This window comes from Flavobacterium sp. UW10123, from assembly GCF_040538975.1.
Classification (GTDB): domain Bacteria; phylum Bacteroidota; class Bacteroidia; order Flavobacteriales; family Flavobacteriaceae; genus Flavobacterium.
In genome coordinates this window covers 185,825-210,035 of sequence record NZ_JBEWQE010000011.1, presented here as the reverse complement: position 1 = coordinate 210,035, position 24,211 = coordinate 185,825, and the positions used below count along the sequence as shown (strand labels likewise).

17 protein-coding genes are annotated in these 24,211 nt (G+C 33.8%); 10 read left to right on the top strand and 7 right to left on the bottom strand.

Annotation, left to right across the window (positions count from 1 at the left end; all coding sequences use genetic code 11):
• Window positions 1-8: 8 nt before the first annotated feature.
• A complete protein-coding gene (gene gyrA / locus ABXT06_RS14685; RefSeq protein ID WP_354591417.1) occupies window positions 9-2,651 on the bottom strand; it encodes a DNA gyrase subunit A in 2,643 nt (880 codons plus the stop codon).
• Window positions 2,652-2,909: 258 nt separating this feature from the next.
• Between gyrA and ABXT06_RS14680 the strand changes: the two genes are divergently transcribed.
• From ABXT06_RS14680 to ABXT06_RS14670, 3 genes are all read left to right on the top strand, one after another.
• The gene (locus tag ABXT06_RS14680) at window positions 2,910-5,456 is read left to right on the top strand and encodes an ATP-dependent Clp protease ATP-binding subunit (protein ID WP_119789945.1); all 2,547 of its coding nucleotides are present in this window, start codon (window positions 2,910-2,912) and stop codon (window positions 5,454-5,456) included.
• Between the two features lie 141 nt (window positions 5,457-5,597).
• On the top strand, window positions 5,598-6,965 hold the full coding sequence (rimK, locus tag ABXT06_RS14675) for a 30S ribosomal protein S6--L-glutamate ligase (protein ID WP_354591416.1): 1,368 nt from the start codon (window positions 5,598-5,600) through the stop codon (window positions 6,963-6,965).
• Window positions 6,966-7,066: 101 nt separating this feature from the next.
• Complete coding sequence (locus ABXT06_RS14670) at window positions 7,067-7,585, top strand: DUF421 domain-containing protein (protein ID WP_354591415.1); 519 nt, start codon at window positions 7,067-7,069, stop codon at window positions 7,583-7,585.
• Here the strand turns inward: ABXT06_RS14670 and ABXT06_RS14665 are convergent.
• The 5 genes from ABXT06_RS14665 to hutH form a co-directional block, all read right to left on the bottom strand.
• Window positions 7,582-8,577 (bottom strand): WG repeat-containing protein, encoded by a 996-nt coding sequence (locus ABXT06_RS14665; RefSeq protein ID WP_354591414.1) that lies wholly within the window; start codon window positions 8,575-8,577, stop codon window positions 7,582-7,584. The genes ABXT06_RS14670 and ABXT06_RS14665 overlap by 4 nt on opposite strands.
• Window positions 8,578-8,713: 136 nt before the next feature.
• Window positions 8,714-9,346, bottom strand: a complete 633-nt coding sequence (locus ABXT06_RS14660; protein WP_354591413.1) for a hypothetical protein — start codon at window positions 9,344-9,346, stop codon at window positions 8,714-8,716.
• Between the two features lie 227 nt (window positions 9,347-9,573).
• Window positions 9,574-10,914, bottom strand: coding sequence for an inorganic phosphate transporter (locus ABXT06_RS14655; protein WP_354591412.1), 1,341 nt, complete (start codon window positions 10,912-10,914; stop codon window positions 9,574-9,576).
• A gap of 30 nt (window positions 10,915-10,944) precedes the next feature.
• Complete coding sequence (locus ABXT06_RS14650; RefSeq protein ID WP_008462731.1) at window positions 10,945-11,589, bottom strand: DUF47 domain-containing protein; 645 nt, start codon at window positions 11,587-11,589, stop codon at window positions 10,945-10,947.
• Between the two features lie 49 nt (window positions 11,590-11,638).
• The gene (gene hutH, locus ABXT06_RS14645; RefSeq protein WP_354591411.1) at window positions 11,639-13,153 is read right to left on the bottom strand and encodes a histidine ammonia-lyase; all 1,515 of its coding nucleotides are present in this window, start codon (window positions 13,151-13,153) and stop codon (window positions 11,639-11,641) included.
• 643 nt (window positions 13,154-13,796) lie between these two features.
• On the opposite strand from hutH, the gene thrA reads away from it, so the two are divergent.
• The 6 genes from thrA (at window position 13,797) to ABXT06_RS14615 (ending at window position 22,857) form a co-directional block, all read left to right on the top strand.
• On the top strand, window positions 13,797-16,244 hold the full coding sequence (thrA, locus tag ABXT06_RS14640) for a bifunctional aspartate kinase/homoserine dehydrogenase I (protein ID WP_354591410.1): 2,448 nt from the start codon (window positions 13,797-13,799) through the stop codon (window positions 16,242-16,244).
• A 144-nt stretch (window positions 16,245-16,388) separates the two neighbouring features.
• Complete coding sequence (locus ABXT06_RS14635) at window positions 16,389-17,309, top strand: homoserine kinase (protein ID WP_354591409.1); 921 nt, start codon at window positions 16,389-16,391, stop codon at window positions 17,307-17,309.
• Window positions 17,310-17,466: 157 nt separating this feature from the next.
• The gene (gene thrC / locus ABXT06_RS14630; protein WP_354591408.1) at window positions 17,467-18,756 is read left to right on the top strand and encodes a threonine synthase; all 1,290 of its coding nucleotides are present in this window, start codon (window positions 17,467-17,469) and stop codon (window positions 18,754-18,756) included.
• 261 nt (window positions 18,757-19,017) lie between these two features.
• The gene (locus ABXT06_RS14625; RefSeq protein WP_354591407.1) at window positions 19,018-19,554 is read left to right on the top strand and encodes a hypothetical protein; all 537 of its coding nucleotides are present in this window, start codon (window positions 19,018-19,020) and stop codon (window positions 19,552-19,554) included.
• A gap of 150 nt (window positions 19,555-19,704) precedes the next feature.
• A complete protein-coding gene (locus ABXT06_RS14620; protein ID WP_354591406.1) occupies window positions 19,705-21,219 on the top strand; it encodes an RNA-directed DNA polymerase in 1,515 nt (504 codons plus the stop codon).
• Between the two features lie 201 nt (window positions 21,220-21,420).
• Window positions 21,421-22,857 carry an AAA family ATPase gene (locus ABXT06_RS14615; protein ID WP_354591405.1) on the top strand — a complete coding sequence of 479 codons (1,437 nt, stop codon included), beginning with the start codon at window positions 21,421-21,423 and terminating at the stop codon, window positions 22,855-22,857.
• Window positions 22,858-23,007: 150 nt separating this feature from the next.
• Here ABXT06_RS14615 and ABXT06_RS14610 read toward each other — a convergent pair whose 3' ends face one another.
• A complete protein-coding gene (locus ABXT06_RS14610; protein WP_354591404.1) occupies window positions 23,008-23,412 on the bottom strand; it encodes a helix-turn-helix domain-containing protein in 405 nt (134 codons plus the stop codon).
• A 184-nt stretch (window positions 23,413-23,596) separates the two neighbouring features.
• Between ABXT06_RS14610 and ABXT06_RS14605 the strand changes: the two genes are divergently transcribed.
• Window positions 23,597-24,103: a GNAT family N-acetyltransferase gene (locus tag ABXT06_RS14605; RefSeq protein WP_354591403.1), complete on the top strand. Its 507-nt coding sequence runs from the start codon at window positions 23,597-23,599 to the stop codon at window positions 24,101-24,103.
• The last annotated feature ends 108 nt before the right edge of the window (window positions 24,104-24,211 follow it).

Here is a 24,211-nt window from a genome sequence, read left to right as displayed (position 1 = left end):
GTTTTTACCTATTCTTCAGACTCTTCATCTTCTCCTTCAGCATCATCCTCGTCCTCTACTTCATCATCAGAGTCGTCATCCTCTTCTACAGACCCGTCATCTTCAAGAACTTCCATATCTGGCTTCACTCTCTCAATTGTAGATTCAATCACATTACCGTCTTCGTCCACTTCTACTTCTTCTGCATCATCTTTCATTACTGTTGTAACGGCAGCGATAGAATCTTTACCTTTAAGGTTAATCAATCTAACACCTTGAGTCGCACGTCCCATAACACGTAAATCTTCAATTGCCATTCTGATAGTTAATCCAGATTTGTTGATAATCATCAAATCATCTGCATCAGTAACAGCATTGATAGAAATCAGTTTTCCTGTTTTCTCCGTGATATTAAGCGTTTTAACCCCTTTACCTCCACGATTTGTAATTCTATATACATCTTCTCCATCTTCATCAACCAATTTGGTACGTTTTCCGTATCCATTTTCAGTTACAACTAAAATCTGAGATTCCGTAATATCATTTTTATCCACCGTAACCATTCCGATTACTTCATCCGTTTCGTCTTTCAAAGTAATTCCACGAACTCCAGAAGCTGTTCTTCCCATCGGACGTGTTTTAGTCTCTTCAAAACGAACTAATTTACCAGATTTAACAGCTAAGATAATTTGACTTTCTCCGTTTGTCAACTGAGCTCCAAGCAACTCATCGCCTTCTTTAATTGTAATAGCCGCAACTCCATTTGCTCTTGGCTTAGAATATTTCTCTAAAGAAGTTTTCTTCACCTGACCTTGTTTTGTCACCATTACAAGATTATGCGTATTGATATAATCTTTATCTTTTAAATCTTGTGTACAAATGAAAGCTTTTACTTTATCATCGCTTTCAATATTCACCAAGTTCTGGATTGCTCTACCTTTAGCAGTTTTGCTACCTTCCGGAATTTCATAAACACGCATCCAGAAACATTTTCCTTTTTGAGTAAAGAACATCATATACTGGTGGTTTGTCGCCACAAACATGTGCTCTAAGAAATCCTGATCTCTTGTTCCAGCACTTTTCTGTCCAACTCCTCCTCTATTTTGAGTTTTGTACTCAGATAAATTTGTACGTTTGATATAGCCTGCATGCGAAATAGTAATGACTACATTTTCGTCAGCAATTAAATCTTCAATACTTACATCACCTCCAGAATACTCGATTTTAGAACGTCTTTCGTCACCGTATTTATCACGAATTTCCGTAAGCTCTTCTTTAATTAAATCAATTCTCAAATTAACATCTGCCAATAAAGCTTTTAAATGCTCTATTAATTTCATTAATTCATCAAATTCAGCTCTTAATTTATCTTGCTCCAGACCTGTTAACTGACGCAAACGCATCTCAACAATTGCACGAGCCTGAATATCTGATAATTTAAATCTTTCGATTAATTTCTCTCTAGCTTCATCTGTATTTTTAGAACCTCTAATTAACGCGATTACTTCGTCGATATTATCAGAAGCAATAATTAATCCTTCTAAAATATGTGCTCTTTCTTCTGCTTTACGCAATTCGAATTGTGTTCTTCTAACTACTACATCATGACGGTGCTCAATAAAATAGTGAATCATATCTTTCAGATTCAGTAATTGAGGACGTCCTTTTACTAATGCAATATTGTTTACACTAAACGAAGATTGCAACTGAGTGTATTTGTATAAAGTATTTAAGACTACGTTTGGCGTAGCATCGCGTTTTAAGATATAAACGATACGCATACCAGTTCTATCCGACTCGTCGCGGATATTGGCAATACCTTCGATTTTTTTCTCGTTAACCAAATCAGCCGTACGTTTGATCATTTCGGCTTTATTAACTTGATATGGAATTTCGGTAACGATGATGCATTCTCTTCCGTCGACCTCTTCAAAACCGACTTTAGCACGCATTACAATACGTCCCCTACCTGTTTTAAAAGCTTCACGAACACCTTCATATCCGTAGATAATACCTCCTGTAGGGAAATCAGGCGCTTTAATATGAGTTATTAATTCATCTACTTCAATATCGTTATTATCAAGATATGCTAAAGTACCGTTGATAACTTCAGTTAAATTGTGTGGTGGCATGTTTGTCGCCATACCAACTGCAATACCTGTTGCTCCATTTACTAATAAAGTAGGAACTCTTGTTGGCATTACTTTTGGCTCGTATATCGTATCGTCAAAGTTCAATTGAAAATCAACTGTTTCTTTTTCGATATCGGCCATAATCTCTTCAGAAATTTTACGCATTCTGGCCTCAGTATAACGCATTGCTGCAGGACTGTCTCCATCGACAGATCCAAAGTTACCCTGTCCGTCAACTAATAAATAACGCATACTCCATTCTTGCGCCATACGCACCATTGCATCATAAACAGAGGTATCACCGTGCGGGTGATACTTACCCAGAACCTCCCCTACAATTCTCGCAGACTTTTTGTGAGCAGATCTTGAAGTTACACCTAAATCATACATTCCGTAAAGAACTCTTCGGTGCACTGGTTTTAAGCCATCTCTAACATCCGGAAGTGCTCTCGATACAATTACTGACATCGAATAATCGATGTAAGCTGATTTCATTTCATCCTCAATGTTAATAGGAATTAACTTTTCTCCTTCAGACATAAGTTGTTATGTTTAAATAATTATATTAGTTTCAAAGCGTGCCAAGATACGTTTTTTTAAAATTTTTTCAGCTATTTCCTTACACTTATTTAAATGATTTATTAACAACTTTATTTTGGCTTTTAGTTAATAAATTAAACGTTTTTTAACTCTTTTATTGTCTTTTTTTTCGTCTATTAGCTGACAGGAGATGTCGATGGGTACGGTTTTTGTTTTTAAAACTGTAATTCACTAAATTTACAATACCAATTATATATTATGGATGATAATTTTTCACCAAGAGTAAAAGATGTAATTACGTACAGTAAGGAAGAGGCTCTACGTTTAGGGCACGACTTTATTGGCACAGAACATCTTATGCTAGGTATTTTAAGAGATGGTAACGGAAAAGCTATTCATATACTTAATAACCTAGCTGTCGATTTAGATCATTTACGCAGAAAAGTAGAAATACTAAGCCCTGCCAACCTGAGCGTTGAAGTAAATGCAGAAAAGAAAAACCTTCATCTTACCCGACAGGCCGAAAGAGCCCTGAAGACCACTTTTCTTGAAGCAAAAGTATTTCAAAGTTCATCGATTAGCACGGCACATTTGCTGTTATGTATCTTGAGAAACGAAAACGATCCAACAACCAAGCTACTGAATAAACTAAAAATAGATTATGATGTGGCTAAAGAACAGTACTTAAATATGACTCCAAACGAAGAAGAATTCTTAGAAAACTTGCCAAGAAACGAATCATACAATGACGATTCAGGACAAGATGACAGTCTTAAAGAAAGCAGTTTTAATAATCCTGCCAATAAGTCAAACAAAAAATCTAAAACCCCAGTTTTAGATAATTTTGGGAGAGATTTAACAGAAATGGCTGAGGAAGGGAAATTAGACCCTGTTGTAGGACGAGAAAAAGAAATTGAGCGTGTATCGCAAATTTTAAGCCGTAGAAAAAAGAACAATCCGCTTCTTATTGGAGAACCTGGAGTTGGTAAATCTGCTATTGCAGAAGGACTTGCTTTACGTATCATTCAAAAGAAAGTATCTCGTATTCTTTTCCATAAACGTGTTGTTACTCTAGATTTAGCAAGCTTAGTAGCTGGAACTAAATACAGAGGACAATTTGAAGAAAGAATGAAAGCCGTAATGAACGAGCTTGAGAAAAACGATGATATTATTCTTTTCATTGATGAGATCCACACTATTGTAGGAGCTGGAGGAGCAACTGGTTCACTTGATGCTTCAAACATGTTCAAACCTGCTTTAGCAAGAGGCGAAATACAATGTATTGGTGCTACTACTCTTGACGAGTACAGACAATATATTGAGAAAGACGGTGCTTTAGAAAGACGTTTCCAGAAAGTAATTGTTGAACCAACTTCTGTTGAAGAAACAATCGCTATTTTGAACAATGTAAAAGACAAATACGAAGATCATCACAACGTAACTTATACTCCAGAAGCTATTGAGGCTTGCGTTAAGCTAACAAACAGATATATGTCTGAGCGTTTCTTGCCAGACAAAGCGATTGATGCGATGGACGAAGCTGGTTCACGTGTACACATCACTAACATTGATGTTCCAAAACAAATTTTGGATTTAGAGCGTCAATTGGAAGAAGTTCGCGAAATGAAAAATATGGTTGTTAAAAAACAAAAATATGAAGAAGCAGCCAAACTTCGCGATGATGAAAAACGTATCGAAAAAGATCTTGCTTTAGCACAAGAACAATGGGAAGAAGATTCTAAAAACAACAGAATTGAAGTTACAGAAGATAATGTAGCCGATGTTGTTTCTATGATGACTGGAATTCCTGTAAATAGAATTGCACAAACAGAGAGCAACAAATTGGCTCAATTGCCTGAATTGATTCAGAATAAAGTAATTGGTCAAAATGAAGCCGTTCTTAAAATTGCACGTTCTATTCAACGTAACAGAGCTGGACTTAAAGATCCGAACAAACCAATTGGTTCATTTATTTTCTTAGGTCAGACTGGTGTTGGTAAAACGCAATTGGCTAAAGTATTAGCAAAAGAATTATTTGATTCTGAAGATGCTTTAGTTCGTATCGATATGAGTGAATACATGGAGAAATTTGCAATTTCTCGTTTAGTTGGAGCGCCTCCAGGATACGTTGGTTACGAAGAAGGTGGTCAATTGACTGAGAAAGTTCGTAGAAAACCTTACTGTGTGGTTCTTTTAGATGAGATCGAAAAAGCGCATCCAGATGTATTCAACATGATGCTTCAAGTTTTAGATGACGGATATTTGACTGATAGTTTAGGTCGCAAAATTGACTTTAAAAATACGATCATTATCATGACATCTAACGTTGGTGCACGTCAGTTAAAAGATTTCGGACAAGGTGTTGGATTCGGAACTGCTGCAAGAACAGCTCAGGCTGATGAAAATTCAAAAAGCATTATCGAAAATGCATTGAAGAAAACTTTTGCTCCTGAGTTCTTAAACAGAATTGATGACGTAATTGTATTTAACGCATTAGAAAAAGCTGATATCGATTTGATTATCGAAATCGAATTGAAAAAACTATATTCTCGTATTGCAGAGTTAGGCTACAAATTAAGCTTAACTGACAAAGCAAAAGCGTTTATTGCCGAAAAAGGTTTTGATAAACAATTTGGAGCTAGACCGCTGAAAAGAGCAATTCAGAAATATGTTGAAGATTTGTTAGCCGAAGAAATCATCACTTCAAAAATTCATTCTGGTGATGAAATCATGATGGACTTAAAAGATGATTCACAAGAATTATCAGTTGAGATTCACAAAGCCGAAGAGCCAACGAATCAATAAATTAGTCAAAATTTATAACATTCATAATATGCCCGTTACGTTTTCATAACATAACGGGTATTTTTTTTATTAAAAATCACTATCTTTAGTAAAAGCAAATAGCTATTTTTGAATTTAAATTCTATAATAAAAAAACAAAATATGCTTCAAAACAAAGTCATTTTAGGTAGCGAAGAATGGTGCTCATTTCCAGAACTTGGAATCCCGACAATTAAAGCTCGTGTAGATTCTGGTGCCAAAACTTCGGCAATGCATGCTTTAAACATAGCTCCTTTTATAAAAAATGATGCCAATTGGGTTAAATTTGATATCAATCCAATTCAGAATAATATTAAAACTGTTATTCACTGCGAAGCGCCACTTGTAGATAAAAGGATTGTTAAAAGCTCAAGTGGTTTTAGAGAACACCGTTATGTTATTCAAACTAGTCTAAAAATTGGCGATACAAAATGGCCAATCGAAATGACTTTGACCAATCGCGATTCTATGGGATTTAGAATGCTTTTAGGACGCGAAGCGATGAGCGGAAGGGTTTTGGTCGATCCTGAACAAAAATACTTATTAGGACAGCCTACAGCAGAATCTTTAAAAGAATTATATCAAAATTCAGAAAAAGCAAAAACAGGTTTGCGAATTGGTCTTTTGGCCAGTAATCCTGAATTGTACAGCAATAAAAGAATCATGGAAGCCGGCGAAATGCGCGGGCACGAAATGCATTTCTTAAACATCAAGGAATGCTACATGAAATTGGATGCCAAAAAACCTGAAATTCATTACAGAGGCGGAACGATTCTAAACGAGTTCGACGCCATTATTCCTAGAATCCGTCCAAGTATTACTTTTTACGGCTGTGCTTTAACGCGTCAGTTTGAGGCATTGAAGGTTTTTGTTTTGAATTCGGCAACAGCTATAACTCAGTCTCGAGACAAATTATATTCTTTACAATTATTATTGAATAGCGGAATTGACATCCCAACAACAGGATTTGCCAATTCTCCGCTAGATACAGACAATTTAATTAAAATGGTTGGCGGTTCACCTTTAATTGTGAAATTATTAGAAGGAACACAAGGAAAAGGGGTTGTTTTGGCCGAAACCAAAAAAGCTGCAGAAAGTGTTATCAATGCTTTCAAAAGTTTAAATGCCAATATTTTGGTTCAAGAATTCATTAAAGAAGCAAACGGAAAAGATATTCGCTGTTTTGTAATTGATGGAAAAGTTGTTGCGGCAATTCAGCGTGAAGCAATGCCGGGCGAATTTAGAGCCAACATTCACCTTGGCGGAACTGCTTCTGTCATCAAAGTAACAGCCGAAGAAAAAAAGATTGCTATTAAAGCCGCAAAAGCAATGGATTTGAAAGTTGCTGGAGTTGATATTATACGTTCCTCTAAAGGCCCATTATTGCTTGAAGTCAACTCTTCTCCAGGTCTTGAAGGAATCGAAGGCGCAACCAATAAAGATGTTGCCGGAGAAATGATAAAAGCGATTGAAAAGAATTTCAAACTCTAAATTAAGTTCATTTAAACTTAATATCTCGTAAATAATTTAGCAGCTTTGTCAAAGTTTAAAACTCTGACAAAGCTTTTTTATTTAACTTTAAAATAAAAAACATGACTTTTCCTTATTTAGATATAATCATACGAAGCGTTGCCGTTTATTTCTTTATGACAATTGCTTTACGAATATTTGGCAAAAAAGAACTTTCTCAATTAAACACAGCCGATGTAATTCTTATTTTATTAATCAGTAACTCTGTTCAGAATGCAATGGTTGGTCCTGACACCAGTTTAATTGGAGGTTTGATTGCCGCTTTGGTCTTATTTACAATCAATTTTACAATTAAAAAACTAACAAAGAGATTCAAAACTCTTAGCGATTTAATTCTTGATAAACCTGAAATATTAATTCATAATGGGGTTTTAGATTTTAAAACTTTAAGCAGATTAGATGTTTCGCACGAAGAATTAAAAGAAGCGGCAAGAGAACATGGTTTAGAACATCTTACAGACATTAAACTTGCCATGCTTGAAATTGACGGAACTATAAGCGTTATTTCAGCCGATAAAAAACATCTTAAACAAACACATTACAAACGAAAACACAATCATAAAAACCTGCAAAAGCTTTAATTTCCAACCTGAATTCTAATAGCACCTAAACCGTCTTTAAAATCATCTGCTTTTTCGTATTTTGGGGTTACGATTTCTTTCCCTTCCTTATTAATAAAACCATATTTTCCACTCAATTTTACCACAGCGATTCCATCTTTAAAAGATTCAATTGCATCATATTTAATTGGAGTCATTTCTTTTCCTGTTTTATCAATCAATCCATATTTATCGCTTGATTTCACTTGAATTAATTCATCGTTTAAAATCATGAAATCATATTTTACCGGCACGATTTCTTTTCCTTCGTTATCCAAAAGACCATATTTATTTTCCTGTTTTACAATAGACACATTATCTTTAAAATAAAAATTCATATCGTACTTAACGGGAACTACAATTTTCCCTTCCTCGCTAATCACTCCGAACTTATTGTTAGAATTCACTACTGCAAAACCTTCTTTAAAATTTTGGACATGATCGTAAATTGGCGCAACAACCTCTTTTCCAATTTGATCTACAATGCCGAATTTGCCACTTAATTTCACAACTGCAAACCTATCTGCAAACTCAATTATTTCGTCATATTTCGGAGTTATTTCTTCTCCAATCACATCTATAAAACCCCACTTATTATTCAGTTTTACAGCTATGATTTCAGGAGATAAAGTTTTTGCATCATCATATTTTTTAGTTAGCAAAACATCTGAAGACTTAATTAAATATTGAGTTTTAGTATTTTTATTGCTTACAGCTATCCAATTCTGCTTATTAATTATTTCATCATAAATACAGCGAATAACTTCTTTTCCAGTTTTATCTACTACTCCACTTTTGCCTTTTAATTGCACAATAGCAAACCCATTTTCAAAAGTAGCAATTCCATCGTATTTGCAAGGAACTATTTCTTTTCCTGTCTGATCAACAAAGCCGTATTTAAAAGTTTTTTCTTTTAATTGAGCAAAACTAATTTTTACAATCAGCATTAAAATCAATACAATTATTCTCTTCATTTATTTAAAATATTAAACTATTTATAAAAGTCAGCGAAATGGGCTATTAATATAGCCTCTAAAAGTTTTTAGCTTTTACTTTAAAACAAATTAAAACAAAAAAAACCGATTTCAGATTTGAAATCGGCTTTTAAAATTATTTTACCGCACTAATTTTAACAGGCGGATTTGTTATTCTTTTTATCATCCAAAATAAACATACCATTAATAATAATACCGTTAGAATTAATAAAGGTAGATATCCAATTGCTTTAGAAAGCTTTACAAAAATATAAACGTACCATTTTACAATCATTGTTCGTCTTGGCTCCCATGTTTCAAGTTCATAAGAAAACCATGTTAATCCACCTCCAATAATTGCAATAATTGCAATAAAAATTCCTGGTAATGAGGCTGCACTTAAAGCTGTTAACTGTTTTTCTTCTCTTTTAAACCCTAGTTGTCTAAAATTTTCCTTGAAAGTTCTTTCCGCTGATTTAGCTGTATCTGTATCTTTGAACTCTACATTTTTGTAACTTGTTCCCTCACTGTTTTTTACTCCAAACATAATACAAGTGTCATTATCAGGCTCGAATTCGTATTCAAAGATTTCTTCAATTTTTATTGTCGATTCAAAAAAAGAAGCATTGAAAGTCTCTCTATTCATCTTTTCAATACTCAAATTAGCATCTTCTACTGTAATTTCACTTATTATATAATTTGAGTAGATCAAAACTACCATTTCCTTATCTCCATCAAAAATTAATGGCTTCTCAAAAACTGTTTTCATTTTTATGATTTATTGAATTAAGCTATTGATAACTACCTATCAATATTTTTGCAAAAGTCATGTAAGCACAAAACAGTTATTACCCGAATAAGCTTTAATAATTTCATTTTAAGACAATTATTAAACTCCTATTCTCAAACAAAAAAACTCCGATTTCAAATTGAAATCGGAGTTTTATATTTAGTCAAAATGCGATTTATATCTCACATTTCGTAATAATCATTTTATTAAATAAATACGCTTAGAATAAAATAAACCAAACCTGCTAATAAAGCTGAAATTGGAATAGTTAAGATCCAAGCCCAGATTAAACTTACTGTAACTCCCCATCTAACGGCAGAAACACGTTTTGTTAATCCAACTCCAATAATAGAACCTGTAATTGTATGCGTTGTACTTACTGGAATTTTTAAGTGTTCTGTAAAGTAAAGTGTCAAAGCACCTGCAGTTTCAGCTGCAACACCTTCAAACGAACTTACTTTAGTAATTTTAGACCCCATTGTTTTCACAATTTTCCATCCACCGCTTAAAGTTCCCGCAGCAATGGCAGAATAACATGCTAACGGAATCCAGCTTGGCATTACACCTTTAATACCTGCATCGTCATTTGGAAGCACAACATCTAACCAAGCATCCATATGAACTCCTGGATTTGTATTAATGTAAACCGCTACAGCTGCAGCAATAATACCCATTACTTTTTGAGAATCGTTTCCTCCGTGACCTAAACTAAATGCCGCAGAAGACAATAATTGCATTTTCTTTAAAGCTGCATCTGCTTGATGAAGATTCAAACTACTGAATATCAAACAGAATCCACTTACTGTTAAGATAATAAAGGCTACTAAAAACCATTTAATATTATGAGAATCAAATACTACACTCCAGAAGTGAGAATCGAAACGAGGTTTTCCATGCTCTAGAATTTCTTCATAAGAAACCATTTGAGTATAAACAAACCAAATCGTGGCAAGCATTAAAGCTACAGTAAAGATTTTTGGTCCGATACTTTTACGCGAAGCATTTAATAACCAAATTGAAATTAAATACGATGCTAAAACCCCTAAAAGTGGCGCCAATACAATAAAAGCGATGATAATAAGAACTCCCGAAGGCATTCCGCCGTCTTTACCGGCCTTATACCAGCTTACAATTTCATACCAGTAGTGAGTCGCTCCGTCTTCTCCAACATAACCAGAGAAACCATGAACTGCAATAGCATGCGCTACAGCTGCTCCAGCAAAACCTCCAATTAAAGTGTGCGAAGAACTTGAAGGAATACCTAACCACCAAGTCAATAAATTCCAACAGATTGCTGCAATTACTCCGGCTAGGATAACAACAAGGTTAATTTCCATAGTGTGCGCTGTTTTAGCAACAGTATCCGCAACACCAAATCCGAAAACCCAATACGCCAGAAAGTTAAAAAATGCTGCCCAGACTACCGCCTGAAAAGGTGTCAAAACCTTTGTTGCAACAACAGTCGCTATAGCATTTGCCGCATCATGAAAACCATTGATGTAATCAAAAATTAAGGCAAGTACTATAATTAATATAAGTAGCGTCATAAAATTATAACTTCAGAATGAAAAATTGAATTAAGAATGTTTTACAGAAATAGATTCTAGTATGTTCGCAACACTCTTACATTTGTCTGTTGCTGATTCTAAAACAGATAACACCTCTTTATACTTAATGATATTTTTAGCGTCTGTTTCGTTTTCAAAAATTTCAAAAACTGCTTTGTTATAAACGTTATCAGATTTGTTTTCTAGTTTGTTGATTCTAGCACACGCATCTTTAATAACTTTAAAATTCTGTAGGTTTCTCAACTCTTTTACCGCACTGTCAATGTTCTGACAAGCTTCAAGGTTGATTTCAGTCATCTTTCTGATAGATTTTGTAATCTTATCAACTTGATACAATCTCATACGGCTAGATGCACCGTGAAGGTAATCTGCAACGTTATCAATTGAAGTGATTAATGTATGAATATCTTCTCTGTCAAACGGAGTGATAAAGTTTCTGCTTAACTCCAAGTTTGTCTGACGAGTAATGTCTTCTCCTTTTTGTTCTAATTCGTCAATTTTTTGAAAAAGAATTTCTCTTTCTTTTAATGGTAAATTTACAGCTTCGTGTAAGTTAGATGCTAATTCAATTAAATTGCTAGAAGCCTCTTCAAAAAGTGGAAAGAATTTTTTGTCTTTCGGCACTAAAAATTGGAAAATACTGTTTATTGACATTGTTTTATTTTTGATAGTGCAAAATTACCTTCAATAACACGTTCCTGTGTTAAGCCATTGTTAACAAATCGTTTTCAATTTGAAAACTCTCAAGGAATAAAACCGTGTTTTCTATGTCATTATGTAAGATTCTGTCTTCTTTTACCAAAGGCACCACTTCTCTGTAGCTGTTTAAGAACATTTCGATAAAATCACTTGATTTTAGAGGCTCTCTGTACGCTATAGCCTGAGAAGCATTTAATAATTCGATTGCCAAAATACGCTCTAAATTATCTAAAATTCGTAAGGCTTTTGTAGCTCCGTTTGCTCCCATGCTCACGTGATCTTCTTGACCGTTACTTGAAACAATACTATCGATACTTGCCGGAGTAGCCAATTGTTTGTTCTGGCTTGCAATACTCGCTGCTGTATATTGTGGAATCATAAATCCTGAATTCAATCCTGGATTATCAACCAAAAATGCTGGAAGATTACGTAATCCAGAAATCAATTGATAGGTTCTTCTTTCAGAAATACTTCCTAATTCTGCCAAAGCAATTGCCATAAAGTCTAAAGCTAAAGCTAAAGGTTGTCCGTGGAAATTCCCTCCCGAAATAATCTGATCAGCTTCGATAAAGATATTAGGATTATCGGTTACCGAATTGATTTCTGTTTTGAATACTTTTCTAACATAATCGATCGCATCTTTTGAACCTCCGTGAACCTGTGGCATACAACGGAAAGAATACGGATCTTGAACGTGTTTCTTTTCTTGAGCAATAATTTCGCTTCCTTCTAAAAATTCAGTAATACGCTGCGCCGTTACAATCTGCCCTTTGTGCGGACGTATATAATGTATCAATTCGTTAAACGGCTCAATTCTTCCATCAAAACCTTCTAATGAAATAGTTCCGATTAAATCTGCCAAGTATGAATATTTATAAGCTTTAATTAAAATATGAGCTCCGTAAGCACTCATAAATTGCGTTCCGTTCAACAGAGCCAAACCTTCTTTTGACTGTAAAACAATAGGTTCCCAGTTAAAATGTTTTAAAACTTCAGCAGAAGCTACTTTTTTTCCTTCAAACAATACAACTCCTTCTCCAATTAAAGGCAAAGACAAATGCGCCAAAGGAGCTAAATCTCCAGAAGCTCCAAGAGAGCCTTGAGTATATATTATCGGAAGAATATCATTATTATAAAAATCAACCAAACGTTGCAATGTGATTAGCTGAATTCCAGAATGTCCATAGCTTAAAGATTGGATTTTCAACAGAAGCATCATCTTCACAATCTCAGCAGGAACTTCCTCTCCAGTTCCGCAAGAGTGCGATTTTACTAAGTTTTCTTGAAGTTTAGATAAATTCTCGTTAGAGATTTTTACACTATACAAAGATCCGAAACCTGTATTGATACCATAAATTGGTGCAGTATGCGATGCCATTTTCTTATCTAAATAATCACGGCATTTTTGAACATTTACTTTAGCTTCTTCAGATAATTCAAGTATTTTATTTTGACTTAAAATTTCTTGTAAAGTTTCTAAAGTGATAGTTTCTGAACTTATATAATGGATCTCTCTCATGATGATTGTAAATTTTAAACGCCAAAATTCAACAAATCAATATTAAAAAGCAACAATTTATCACAATAATTAAGATTTCTATAAAAGCTCTTAACATACTTTAAAGAGCATTTCAGATCAAAATTTCTCTTTTTCACCTGTTTTCCATATGTTTTTGACCTAAACATCAATCCCTTGCAAAGGTTCATTCTATAAAAACAGGTATTCAAAATATATCAAAACATCAATTTAGCATATTCAATTTTAACAAATACTCAATATTGATTTATAGAGATTTGAATTATTAAAATATTCGTAAAAAAGCTTTTTGGGTTTTTAACTCTTATAAAAAGCTGTACTTTTGAAAAATCAAAAATGAAAAATAACAGCATAAAATATCAATCTTCGATTATTACAACTCAAACAGGAGTTGCAATTGCTGCTACCATTATTTCTACTACAACAACTACTACCCCTTAGGGGTATACATTTTTACATATAATCCGGGTTATCTATACTTTTTTCTAAAAAGAAGAAAGGTATTGGATAGATGAAAACATTTACAAAAAAAATAGTCATAGTTTTCAGTTTCAGTTCACAGTCGACAAACCTTTGAACCTTTGTTACTCAAAATCTTTGCACCTTATTAAAAAATATCACTAAAATGAAAGTATTAAAATTTGGCGGAACTTCGGTTGCCAATGCTCAAAATATAAAACTCGTTCTCGAAATTGTTAACCAAAAAGCGAAACAGGATCAATTAGTTGTTGTTGTATCTGCCTTAAGTAAAGTAACTGATTTATTGCAATCTGCAGCAGCAAAAGCAGCAGCAAACGACGAAAGCTTTAGAGAAGTTGTGGCTGAAATTGAGAAAAAACACCTTGACACTTTAAAAGAACTTATTCCGGTAAGCGAGCAAAGTAGTTTGTTGAGCCACGTAAAAAGAATTATCAACCATCTAGAAACTTTATTAGACGGATGTTTCTTGCTTGGCGAATTATCTCCTAGAACTGCTGATACAATTTTAAGTTTTGGTGAATTGCTTTCTTCATTCATCATCGCTCAAGCGTATCAGCAAATCAGTAAAGATGCAGTTTACAAGGATAGTCGCGAATTAATTAAAACAGATAACAACTTCGGAAAAGCTGTCGTTAATTTTGAAGTTTCTAATAAATTAATCCCAGAATATTTTGCTTCTAATCAAGCCAGAATCAATATCATGCCTGGATTTATTGCACAGACTTTAGACGGAATCACTTCCACTTTAGGTCGCGGTGGATCTGATTATACTGCAGCCATTATCGCTGGAGCAATCAATGCTGAACAATTAGAAATCTGGACTGACGTAAACGGAATGTTTACTGCAAATCCGAAAATTGTAAAACAAGCACAGCCAATTTCGAATATCTCTTATCAGGAAGCAATGGAATTGTCGCATTTTGGAGCAAAAGTTTTATATCCGCCAACAATTCAGCCTGTTTTAAGAAAAAATATTCCGATTTTAATCAAAAATACTTTTGAGCCAGAAGCTGAGGGAACTTTAATTTCTAATCAGGTTTCATCAAAAGATACAGTTGTAAAAGGAATCAGCCATATCGATCATATTTCACTTTTAACTCTTGAAGGTCCAGGAATGATTGGAGTTGCAGGTTCGTCAAGACGTTTATTTGAAGTATTGTCTCAGGAAAAAATCAACGTAATTTTTATTACTCAGGCTTCTTCTGAGCACTCAATCTGTATCGGAATTTTGAATTCTGATGCTGATAATGCCGAAGCAGCAATCAATAGAGCATTCGAAATCGAAATTTCTCAAAACAAAATCGATCCTTGTTATGTAGAAAAAGACCTTTGCATTATTGCTCTAGTTGGTGAAAACATGAAAAATCACCAAGGTTTAAGCGGAAGAATGTTCTCTACTTTAGGAAAAAACAACGTAAACATTCGCGCCATTGCACAAGGTGCTTCTGAAAGAAACATTTCGACTGTAATTAACGAAAGAGACGTTAAAAAAGCGTTGAATACTTTGCACGAAAATTTCTTCGAAGAAAACACAAAACAGCTCAACTTATTTGTAATGGGAGTTGGAAATGTGGGCGAAAAATTCATCGAGCAGATTCACAATCAAAGAAAGTTTTTAAAAGATAATTTAAAGATAAACGTTCGCGTAATCGCTTTGTCTAATTCTAGAAAAATGGTATTTGACGAAGACGGAATTTCATTAAAAAATTGGGATGCCGCTTTAAGCGAAGGTGAACCAGCAAGTATCGAAGAATTTATCAAAAAAGCTAAAGAGCTGAATTTACGTAACAGCATTTTCGTGGATATTACTGCAAACGCAACGGTTTCTGAAGCTTACGAAAAATTCTTAAAAGAAAGTATTGCCGTTGTAACTTGTAATAAAATTGCTTGTTCATCTGCTTACGATAATTATAAAAAACTAAAAAGCTTATCTCGCCAATACAATGCTCCTTTCTTGTTTGAAACGAATGTTGGTGCGGGATTGCCAATTATTGATACAGTAAAAAACCTTATTGCTTCTGGCGATAAAGTGCATAAAATTCAAGCTGTTTTATCTGGAAGTTTGAACTTCATTTTCAACAATTTTGACGAAAATAATTCTTTCCACGATGTGGTAAAAGAAGCTGGAGTTCAAGGTTTCACAGAACCAGATCCAAAAATTGACTTAAGCGGAATCGACGTAGCGCGTAAAATCTTAATCCTAATTCGCGAAAGCGGTTACGAAATGGACATCGACGCAATTGCAAACGAATCGTTTTTACCTGCAGAATGTCTAGCAACAACAAACAACGAAGATTTCTTCGCATCGTTAATCAAACACGCTTCGCATTTTGATGGCATTTACAAAGAAGCCTTAGCCAAAGATTCAAGATTGAAATACGTAGCGCAATTCGAAAACGGAAAAGCAAGCGTAGGTCTGCAATTCATTCCAAAAGATCATCCTTTCTACAATTTAGAAGGAAAAGACAATATCGTATTGTTCTACACAGATCGTTACGTAGATCAGCCTTTATTGATCAAAGGAGCCGGAGCCGGAGCTGCGGTAACAGCATCAGGAATTTTTGCGGATGTAATTAGAATTGGAAATATCTAAAGAGGTACAAAGGCTCAAAGGTGCAAAGGGACAAAGTTAAAAACCTTTGAACCTATGAACCTTTGCCACTATGAACCTTAAAAAACAATAAGTAGTAAAGCCTCTGAACCTTTGAACCTTTGCCACTTTGAACCTTAAAAGAAAATGGAAATTAAACTATTTTGCCCAGCAACTATTGCCAATCTCTCATGCGGATTTGACGTACTCGGACTTTGCTTAGACAATGCGGGCGATGAAATGATTGTTCGAAAAGTCGATCAAAAAGGAGTTCGAATCACTAAAATTGTGGGTGCCGATTTGCCTTTGGAAACCGAAAAAAACGTTTCTGGAGTTGCGGCTTTGGCAATGCTTGAAACTTTAGATGAATTGGATTTTGGATTTGAAATCGAAATTTATAAACATATCAAAGCCGGAAGCGGAATCGGAAGCAGTGCTGCAAGTTCTGCCGGAGCGGTTTTCGGAATTAATGAATTATTGGGAAGACCTTATTCTCGTAAAGATTTGGTTCAGTTTGCGATGCAGGGCGAGAAATTAGCCAGCGGAAACGCGCATGCCGACAACGTTGCTCCTGCCCTTTTAGGCGCTTTTACTTTGGTAAGAAGTTATTCGCCTTTGGATATTATCAGAATTGATAGTCCGGAAGAATTATACGCAACGGTGGTTCATCCGCAAATTGAATTGAAAACATCTGATGCCCGTTCGGTTTTAAAACAAAATGTTTCCCTAAAAAGCGCTATCACACAATGGGGAAATGTAGGCGGATTGGTTGCAGGTCTTTACACCAAAGATTATGATTTAATTGGAAGATCGCTTCACGACGAAATCGTTGAACCAGTTCGAAGTGTTTTAATTCCTGGATTTGATCAAATCAAACAAACGGCTTACGAAAACGGCGCTTTAGGTTCTGGAATTTCTGGTTCTGGCCCATCAATCTTCGCTTTAAGCAGAGGAAAAGAAACAGCCGACCAAATCGCAAAAGCCATGAGCGACGTTTACGAAAAAATGAATTTACCGTATGAAATTCACGTATCGAAAATCAATCCAGACGGAGTCCGCGTGCTTTAGCACGGGACGCTGTAAGCAATAGGCTTTAGGCTATAAGCTTAAAACCTTTGCGAAAAAATGTAAAACTAAGAAAAAAGCATAAAGCCTACTGCCTAAAGCTTAAAGCCATACAAAAAGCCTAAAGCATACTGCCTAAAGCCTAAAGCAACAAAAAAAAATGAAATACTACAGTTTAAACCATAATGCCCCAAAAGTTTCTTTTCAAGAAGCCGTTATACAAGGATTAGCAACTGACAAAGGATTATATTTCCCAGAAAGCATCACACCGCTTGATCCTTCATTTTTTGATAAAATCGAAAGTTTAAGTCACGAAGAAATTGCTTTTGAAGCGATTAAACAATTTGTTGGAGACGAAATCCCGGCAGAAAAATTAAAAGAAATCATTGCCGAAACTTTAGTTTTTGATTTTCCGGTTGTGAAAGTCGAAGACGGAATCTATTCGTTAGAATTATTTCACGGACCAACAATGGCTTTTAAAGACGTTGGAGCACGTTTTATGTCGCGTTGTTTGGGCTATTTCAATAAAGACAAAAAAGACGCTAAAAACACCGTTTTAGTAGCGACTTCTGGAGATACAGGCGGTGCCGTTGCGAGCGGATTTCTAGGCGTTGACGGCGTTGATGTTGTCATTTTATATCCGTCAGGAAAAGTGAGCGACATACAGGAAAAACAATTGACTACTTTAGGGCAAAACATTAAAGCGCTTGAAGTGGACGGTGTTTTTGATGATTGTCAGGATATGGTGAAAAAAGCGTTTTTAGATGAAACTCTAGCGCACAAAAACCTGACTTCGGCAAACTCTATTAATATTGCACGTTGGTTGCCACAAATGTTTTATTTCTTCTTTGCTTACAAAGCATTGAAAAGCCAAAACAAACCTTTAGTTTTCTCTTGTCCAAGCGGAAACTTCGGGAATATCTGCGCGGGAATTATGGCAAAGAAATTAGGTTTACCAATTGAACATTTTGTAGCATCTACAAACGTAAACGACACCGTGCCAAGATTCTTAGAAAACGGAAAATACGACCCGAAACCTTCTAAAGCAACAATCTCTAACGCAATGGACGTTGGAAACCCAAGCAACTTTATTAGAATTCAGGAATTGTACAACAATGATTTAAAAGCTTTCGAAAAAGACTTTTCTTCTTATAGTTATACTGATGAAGAAACTCTTGAAGCGCTAAAGAAAATTTACAATACAGACGGTTACATTGCAGAACCGCACGGTGCTGTTGGTTATTTAGGTTTGAAAAAAGAACTAGAAAAACACCCGAACGCAATTGGTATTTTCTTAGAAACAGCGCATCCTATTAAATTCTTAGATGTTGTGGAACCTGCGTTAGGAATTACGCTTCCGATTCCCGCTCAAATTGAGAGTGTTATTAATGAGAAGAAAGTTAGTGTGAAAATTGGGACTTATGAGGAGTTGAAGGCTTTCTTGGGGTAAAAAAACATAAAACAAATGATCAAGGCGAGTAAAAAAAATACTCGCTTTTTTATTGAATTCTCATTCTTTATTTTGAATTAATAAATAAAGATATCAAGTACGGAAATCCGTAAAAATTGGCAAGAAAAAATACATATATTTGGAAGTAAGAAAACGGAACAAACTTTCGCTTAACTATCCAATTTTAGGTGTAGATGCGAAAGTTTGTTTCGCTTATAATGACTTAGGAGAGATTTAAAAAAAACGTAATATAGTCAAAATATGTTTACTGAAAAAGCAATAGAATCTATAAAAGAAACAGCCGAAAATTTTCAAAATGAAAAATTCACTTTACTAAACGAAAGTGACTTGGAATCAATTTTGAGCAATAATATTCGAAACAAATTCGACAGCAATGTGAGCGTAAATACCCAAAGTCCTTGGTACGATGAATACGTTACAAATAGTAAATACATTGTTGATATTACAGCTTACGATAAAAACAAACTTTATCTTGCTTACATTCCAGAACTAAAAAAGAAAGGTTACAAATATGATGATGAAGCTTTAACTATTGAACTTAAATATTTTAGATATAAAGAAGATATTAAAGAAATAAGTGGAGACTTCAAAAAAATGACATTATTATCTAAAGCTCCAAAAAATGAGTGTTTCATTATTGCATGTGCGAGAACTCAAGAAATATTTGAACAAGCCGAAATTTTCATGAAAAGTCAATTAGAAATCTTCCGCGAAGAATTTGATGGAAAGGTGAAAATATATTTATTTGGACCTCAAAAATTAATTGAAATAAAATAAAACCATTACATGAGATTTGCGTATTGGCTGAATTTATAGATAGTTTTGTACTTGAAAGATCTGACAAATCAGAAAGATTACTCTTTCTTAATCCCAAACTTCATGTAGCGGCAGAACGTTAGGCAACATTCTTAAAAAGCACAATAAATTATGACACCATACATTGATTACATGACTGACATCACTCCAGCCGAATTATATGACGGTTTTGTAGGTCATGGGTTGTTCGCTAATAAAATCCCTAACTTTTTATCAAGTGAAAGTTTTTTAGCTTATACAAAAACAGCAACCTTTCCAAACCAAAATAATGAGCGAGATTATGTTCGTTATTCCAATATGCGTAATATAAATGTCCTGAGACCATTAGCAATTCCAGACCCTTTTGCATACGCAAATTTGTGCAAATTTCTTTCTTCAAACTGGCTAACAATTGTTGATCATTTTAGAAATAAAACTAGTACTGAAACTCATAAAGTCAGCCGAATTCATATTCGTAAGCTATTCAATGGAAATAGTTTATTTGAAATGAATTATAAAAATTTTTACATGGACGCTGAACCACAACAAGATTTGATAATCAAAAGTAAATATGTTGCACATGCAGATGTTGCTACATGTTTTCCTAGTATGTATAGCCATTCTATTTCATGGGCATTAGTAACAAAACAGTTTGCCAAAACTAACAGAGGTCAAGGATTATGGTTTAACCAAATTGATTTTAAAACACGTAATCTAAAGTTTGGAGAAACAAATGGATTACTTATTGGACCACACGCATCAAATTTAATTTCAGAAATAATTCTAACTTCAGTTGACCATGAACTAGTAAATAGTGGTTTTAAATATATTCGTAATATAGATGACTATACTTGTTATACGAGTAGTTATGAAGATGCTGAAAGGTTTATCCTTTCACTATCAGAAGAACTCAAAAAATATGAACTAGTTTTAAATTCTAAAAAATCAAAAATTATATCTTTACCTAAGGCTGATGTCAAAAATTGGGTTACTAAACTAAATCATTTTAATTTTACAAATACTTATGTTTCACCAAATGGAACTGAGGGAATTAGAGTAAAAGAACTAAAAGGATTCTTTGATTTCGCAATTGAATTGATGCTTGAAGAAGGATGTGATGTATCAATTATTAATTACGCAATTCAAATAATATCAGGAAAGTATCTTGCGTTTAGCGCTAAAAATTACTACATCAAACAAATTCATCATTTAGTTTTACTTTATCCATATTTAATTAATTTACTCGACGAATATGTTTTCCAAGCCCATTCTATTGATGTAACAATTATTGAAAAGATTGCAAAAGATATTTATGAATATGGAATAAGAACTAAAATTTACGAAGCATGCTCATATGCAATTTATTATGCCTTAAAGTATAATTTTGATCTGCAAATTGCTACCATTAAAACTGATTCAATACAATCTAATGATTGTGTATTTATGCTTTTAGCATTTAGAATTGATAAAAAACATCAACAAGCAAGCTACTTACAAGAATATAAAATTCATGCACGATTGTTAAAATCTACTGATTTTCAGCAATATTGGCTTTATATATTTGAAATTTTGCCTTGGACAGAGCATTCTGGTGAATATAGACACATGAAACGAAATGGAATTACATTTATAAAAACTGGATTCTGAGAGATATCGAAAATGGAAAACTTAAAATATCCCGATAGCGCGGATTTGTAATCCGTGCCCGCAACAGTGAGACACAAAACAAATCATTAAACGAAAATTATGCAAATTAATGTTTCTAGAAAGAGAACTTGCCAATCTTTGCGGGCACGGATTACAAATCCGCGCTATCGAGTTATAACTTTAAATAATATCAAACGATAAATGAATACAAGACTTACTCTGAAAAAATTTAAAAAAGTAACTAGTGAAATCACTCTCAATGATTTTTCATTTGTCAACTATTTAGTTGGTGAAAATGGAAGTGGTAAAACTAGTGTTCTAAATGCGCTTTCATACTTAAGAGACAGTACAAATTCACGACATTTTTTTGGACCAGAAAGCATTGTTAAATTTTCAGTTGATAATAAACATTCAGAATTATTTTGGAATATCACCAATCCTAATAAAACAGAAGAACGAAGTAATTTATCTCTTAATATTCACTTAATGATTTCTAATGGTGAAAATGAAAAAGGAATGAATAATCTTCGAGGAAAAGCTAAAATAGATTCTTTAATTGGTATTGGAGATGTTGCTTCATTAGACAGATTAAATACTTTTCTAGAAGAAACAGGTAATTCTAAATTAGTTGCAAAAAAATATGTTGACCAAAATGACCCATTTAATCAAGACAATGGGAGATTAATTTTTGAAAGTGATTCGGGTACTGTAGATCCAACGTTTATTGCCGATGGCCTAAGAGCAAAGCATAATTTTTCTAAAATAATCAAAGAATGGATAATGACAATCCAAAATGCAAATTCTACAAATATTTTCATCATTGAAGAACCTGAAAACAATCTTCATCCTAATTACCAAAAAGAAATTCCACATATTTTAAATTCCATTTTCGAAGAAATAAATCCAGAAATAGCAAAAACAGTTTATTTCTTTATATCTACCCATAGTCCATTTATAATTACGGCATCATCAAAATATCAAAACCAAAAAGTCTATCCACTTCAAAATGGCAAGCCTTTATCAATTGATTTTAATAAACAATCATGGATTGAAACTAATGAAAGTTATGGCTACAAAGGTTCTCAATGTGCATATATAGTGAATAAAATGCTTGGCGCAGACATCTCTGATATTGGATACCCAGAAAATTATGGAATATTAGAGGAATATTCTTTGCAAATTATTTTAGATTCAGCGAGAGATAAAGGTTTAATTAAGAATATCCAATTTGTATCTGCCTCTGGAATATCTAAAGTTGCAGACTTTTCAAATACAATATATGAAATTGAAAAGCTTAATACACTGATAAAATGTAATCCATATTATTTCGATAAATATTTTATAATTATTGACAACTTGGATGAAATTGATGATCCAAAACTTAAAGATAGAATGAAAAAAATTGAAAAAAGATTAGACATAAGATTTATTGAATTATCACAACATTCTCTGGAAGATTATTACCAAAATATTGATAAAGAGATATGGGAAAACGCAATCAATGAGTTATCAGAGAGTACAGAAAAAAACCAAGGGAATATCAAAGCAAAATACGCTCAATTGATTTCAGATAAAATAACTAACCATCAAACATTTTCTATATTATTTAATAATGAACTAGATTTCTTATTGAAATAAAAGCTCCTGTTTCCCTCGCTCACGCAATCATATTATTTGTGGACGCAAAGATTGGTAAATTAAAAACTGAAACGTTCCCGTTAGCTATAAACAATAAAAAAAGAGATCTTTGTAAGATCTCTTTTATAAATAATATATGTCTAAAAACGTCTATTTCCCATTCAATAATTTCTCCAAATACTCCACTTTATCTTTTTCAGCTTGCACCAAACGTTCGTAAAGTTCAACAACTTTATCTAAAGGATTAAAAGTACAGTCGTAATTATTATTTGCACCTTGTCCAAAACTACTATTTGAAACAGCATCATTAAAAGTATTAAAATAATTAAAAACCGCTTCATCCGAAAAGTTTTTAATTGCTTCAACAGAAACGTCAAGAGCTTTTGCTACTTCAATTAATCTTTGCTCGTCAACCGTTTCGCTGTTTTCGATAGTTGAAACCATCTGCTGACTTATGCCTAAAGCAATTGCCAGTGCATCCTGCTTCATATCTTTAAGCTCTCTGATACGGCTTATATTTCTGCCGATATGTTTTGGTTTTGTTGCTGTACTCATAATTCAAAGATATTTAAAATTCTTAAACAAAAATAAATTCCTGTAAAAAACAAAAGTATTTTTGTAAGATACTTTTTTCGTAGTTTGTACGAATTGACAAATTCAAATTTAGTCAAAAAACATAAAACATTAGGCTAAAGCTATTTTCTAATGTAATTTTACACCTCACATTTCACAACAATATATGATTACAAAAGCAACTTTAGAAGATATTCCAGCATTAACCATCTTAATAAACTCAGCATATAGAGGTGAATCTTCTAAAAAAGGCTGGACCACCGAAGCGCATTTATTAGAAGGAAAAAGAACCGATGAGCAGGAAATGACCGAAATCTTTCTTGATCCAAAAAATACGATTCTGAAATTTACAGAAAATGACAAGATTATTGGTTCGGTTTTATTGGTTGAAAAAGGACATCAATTGTACTTAGGAATGCTGACCGTTTCGCCTGAACTTCAAAACGGCGGAATCGGGAAAAAACTTTTGGCCGAAGCCGAAAATCATGCAAAATCTTTGGGATTGTCGAGCATTATTATGACGGTTATTTCGGTTCGCGAAGAGCTTGTGGCTTGGTACAAACGTCACGGTTATGTTGACACTGGCAAACGTGAGGCTTTTCCTGAAAGCGAAATTCATACTACCGTTTCGGCAGTTCCTTTGGAGTTTATTTACTTAGAGAAAAGCATTTAAGTTTTTGTTTTGCCACAAAGGCGCGAAGACACGAAGTTTTTTTGACCATATAAGTGAGGTAAGATTTTTAAACGTCGGATTCAAGATGTATATTAAAATATTCAATAA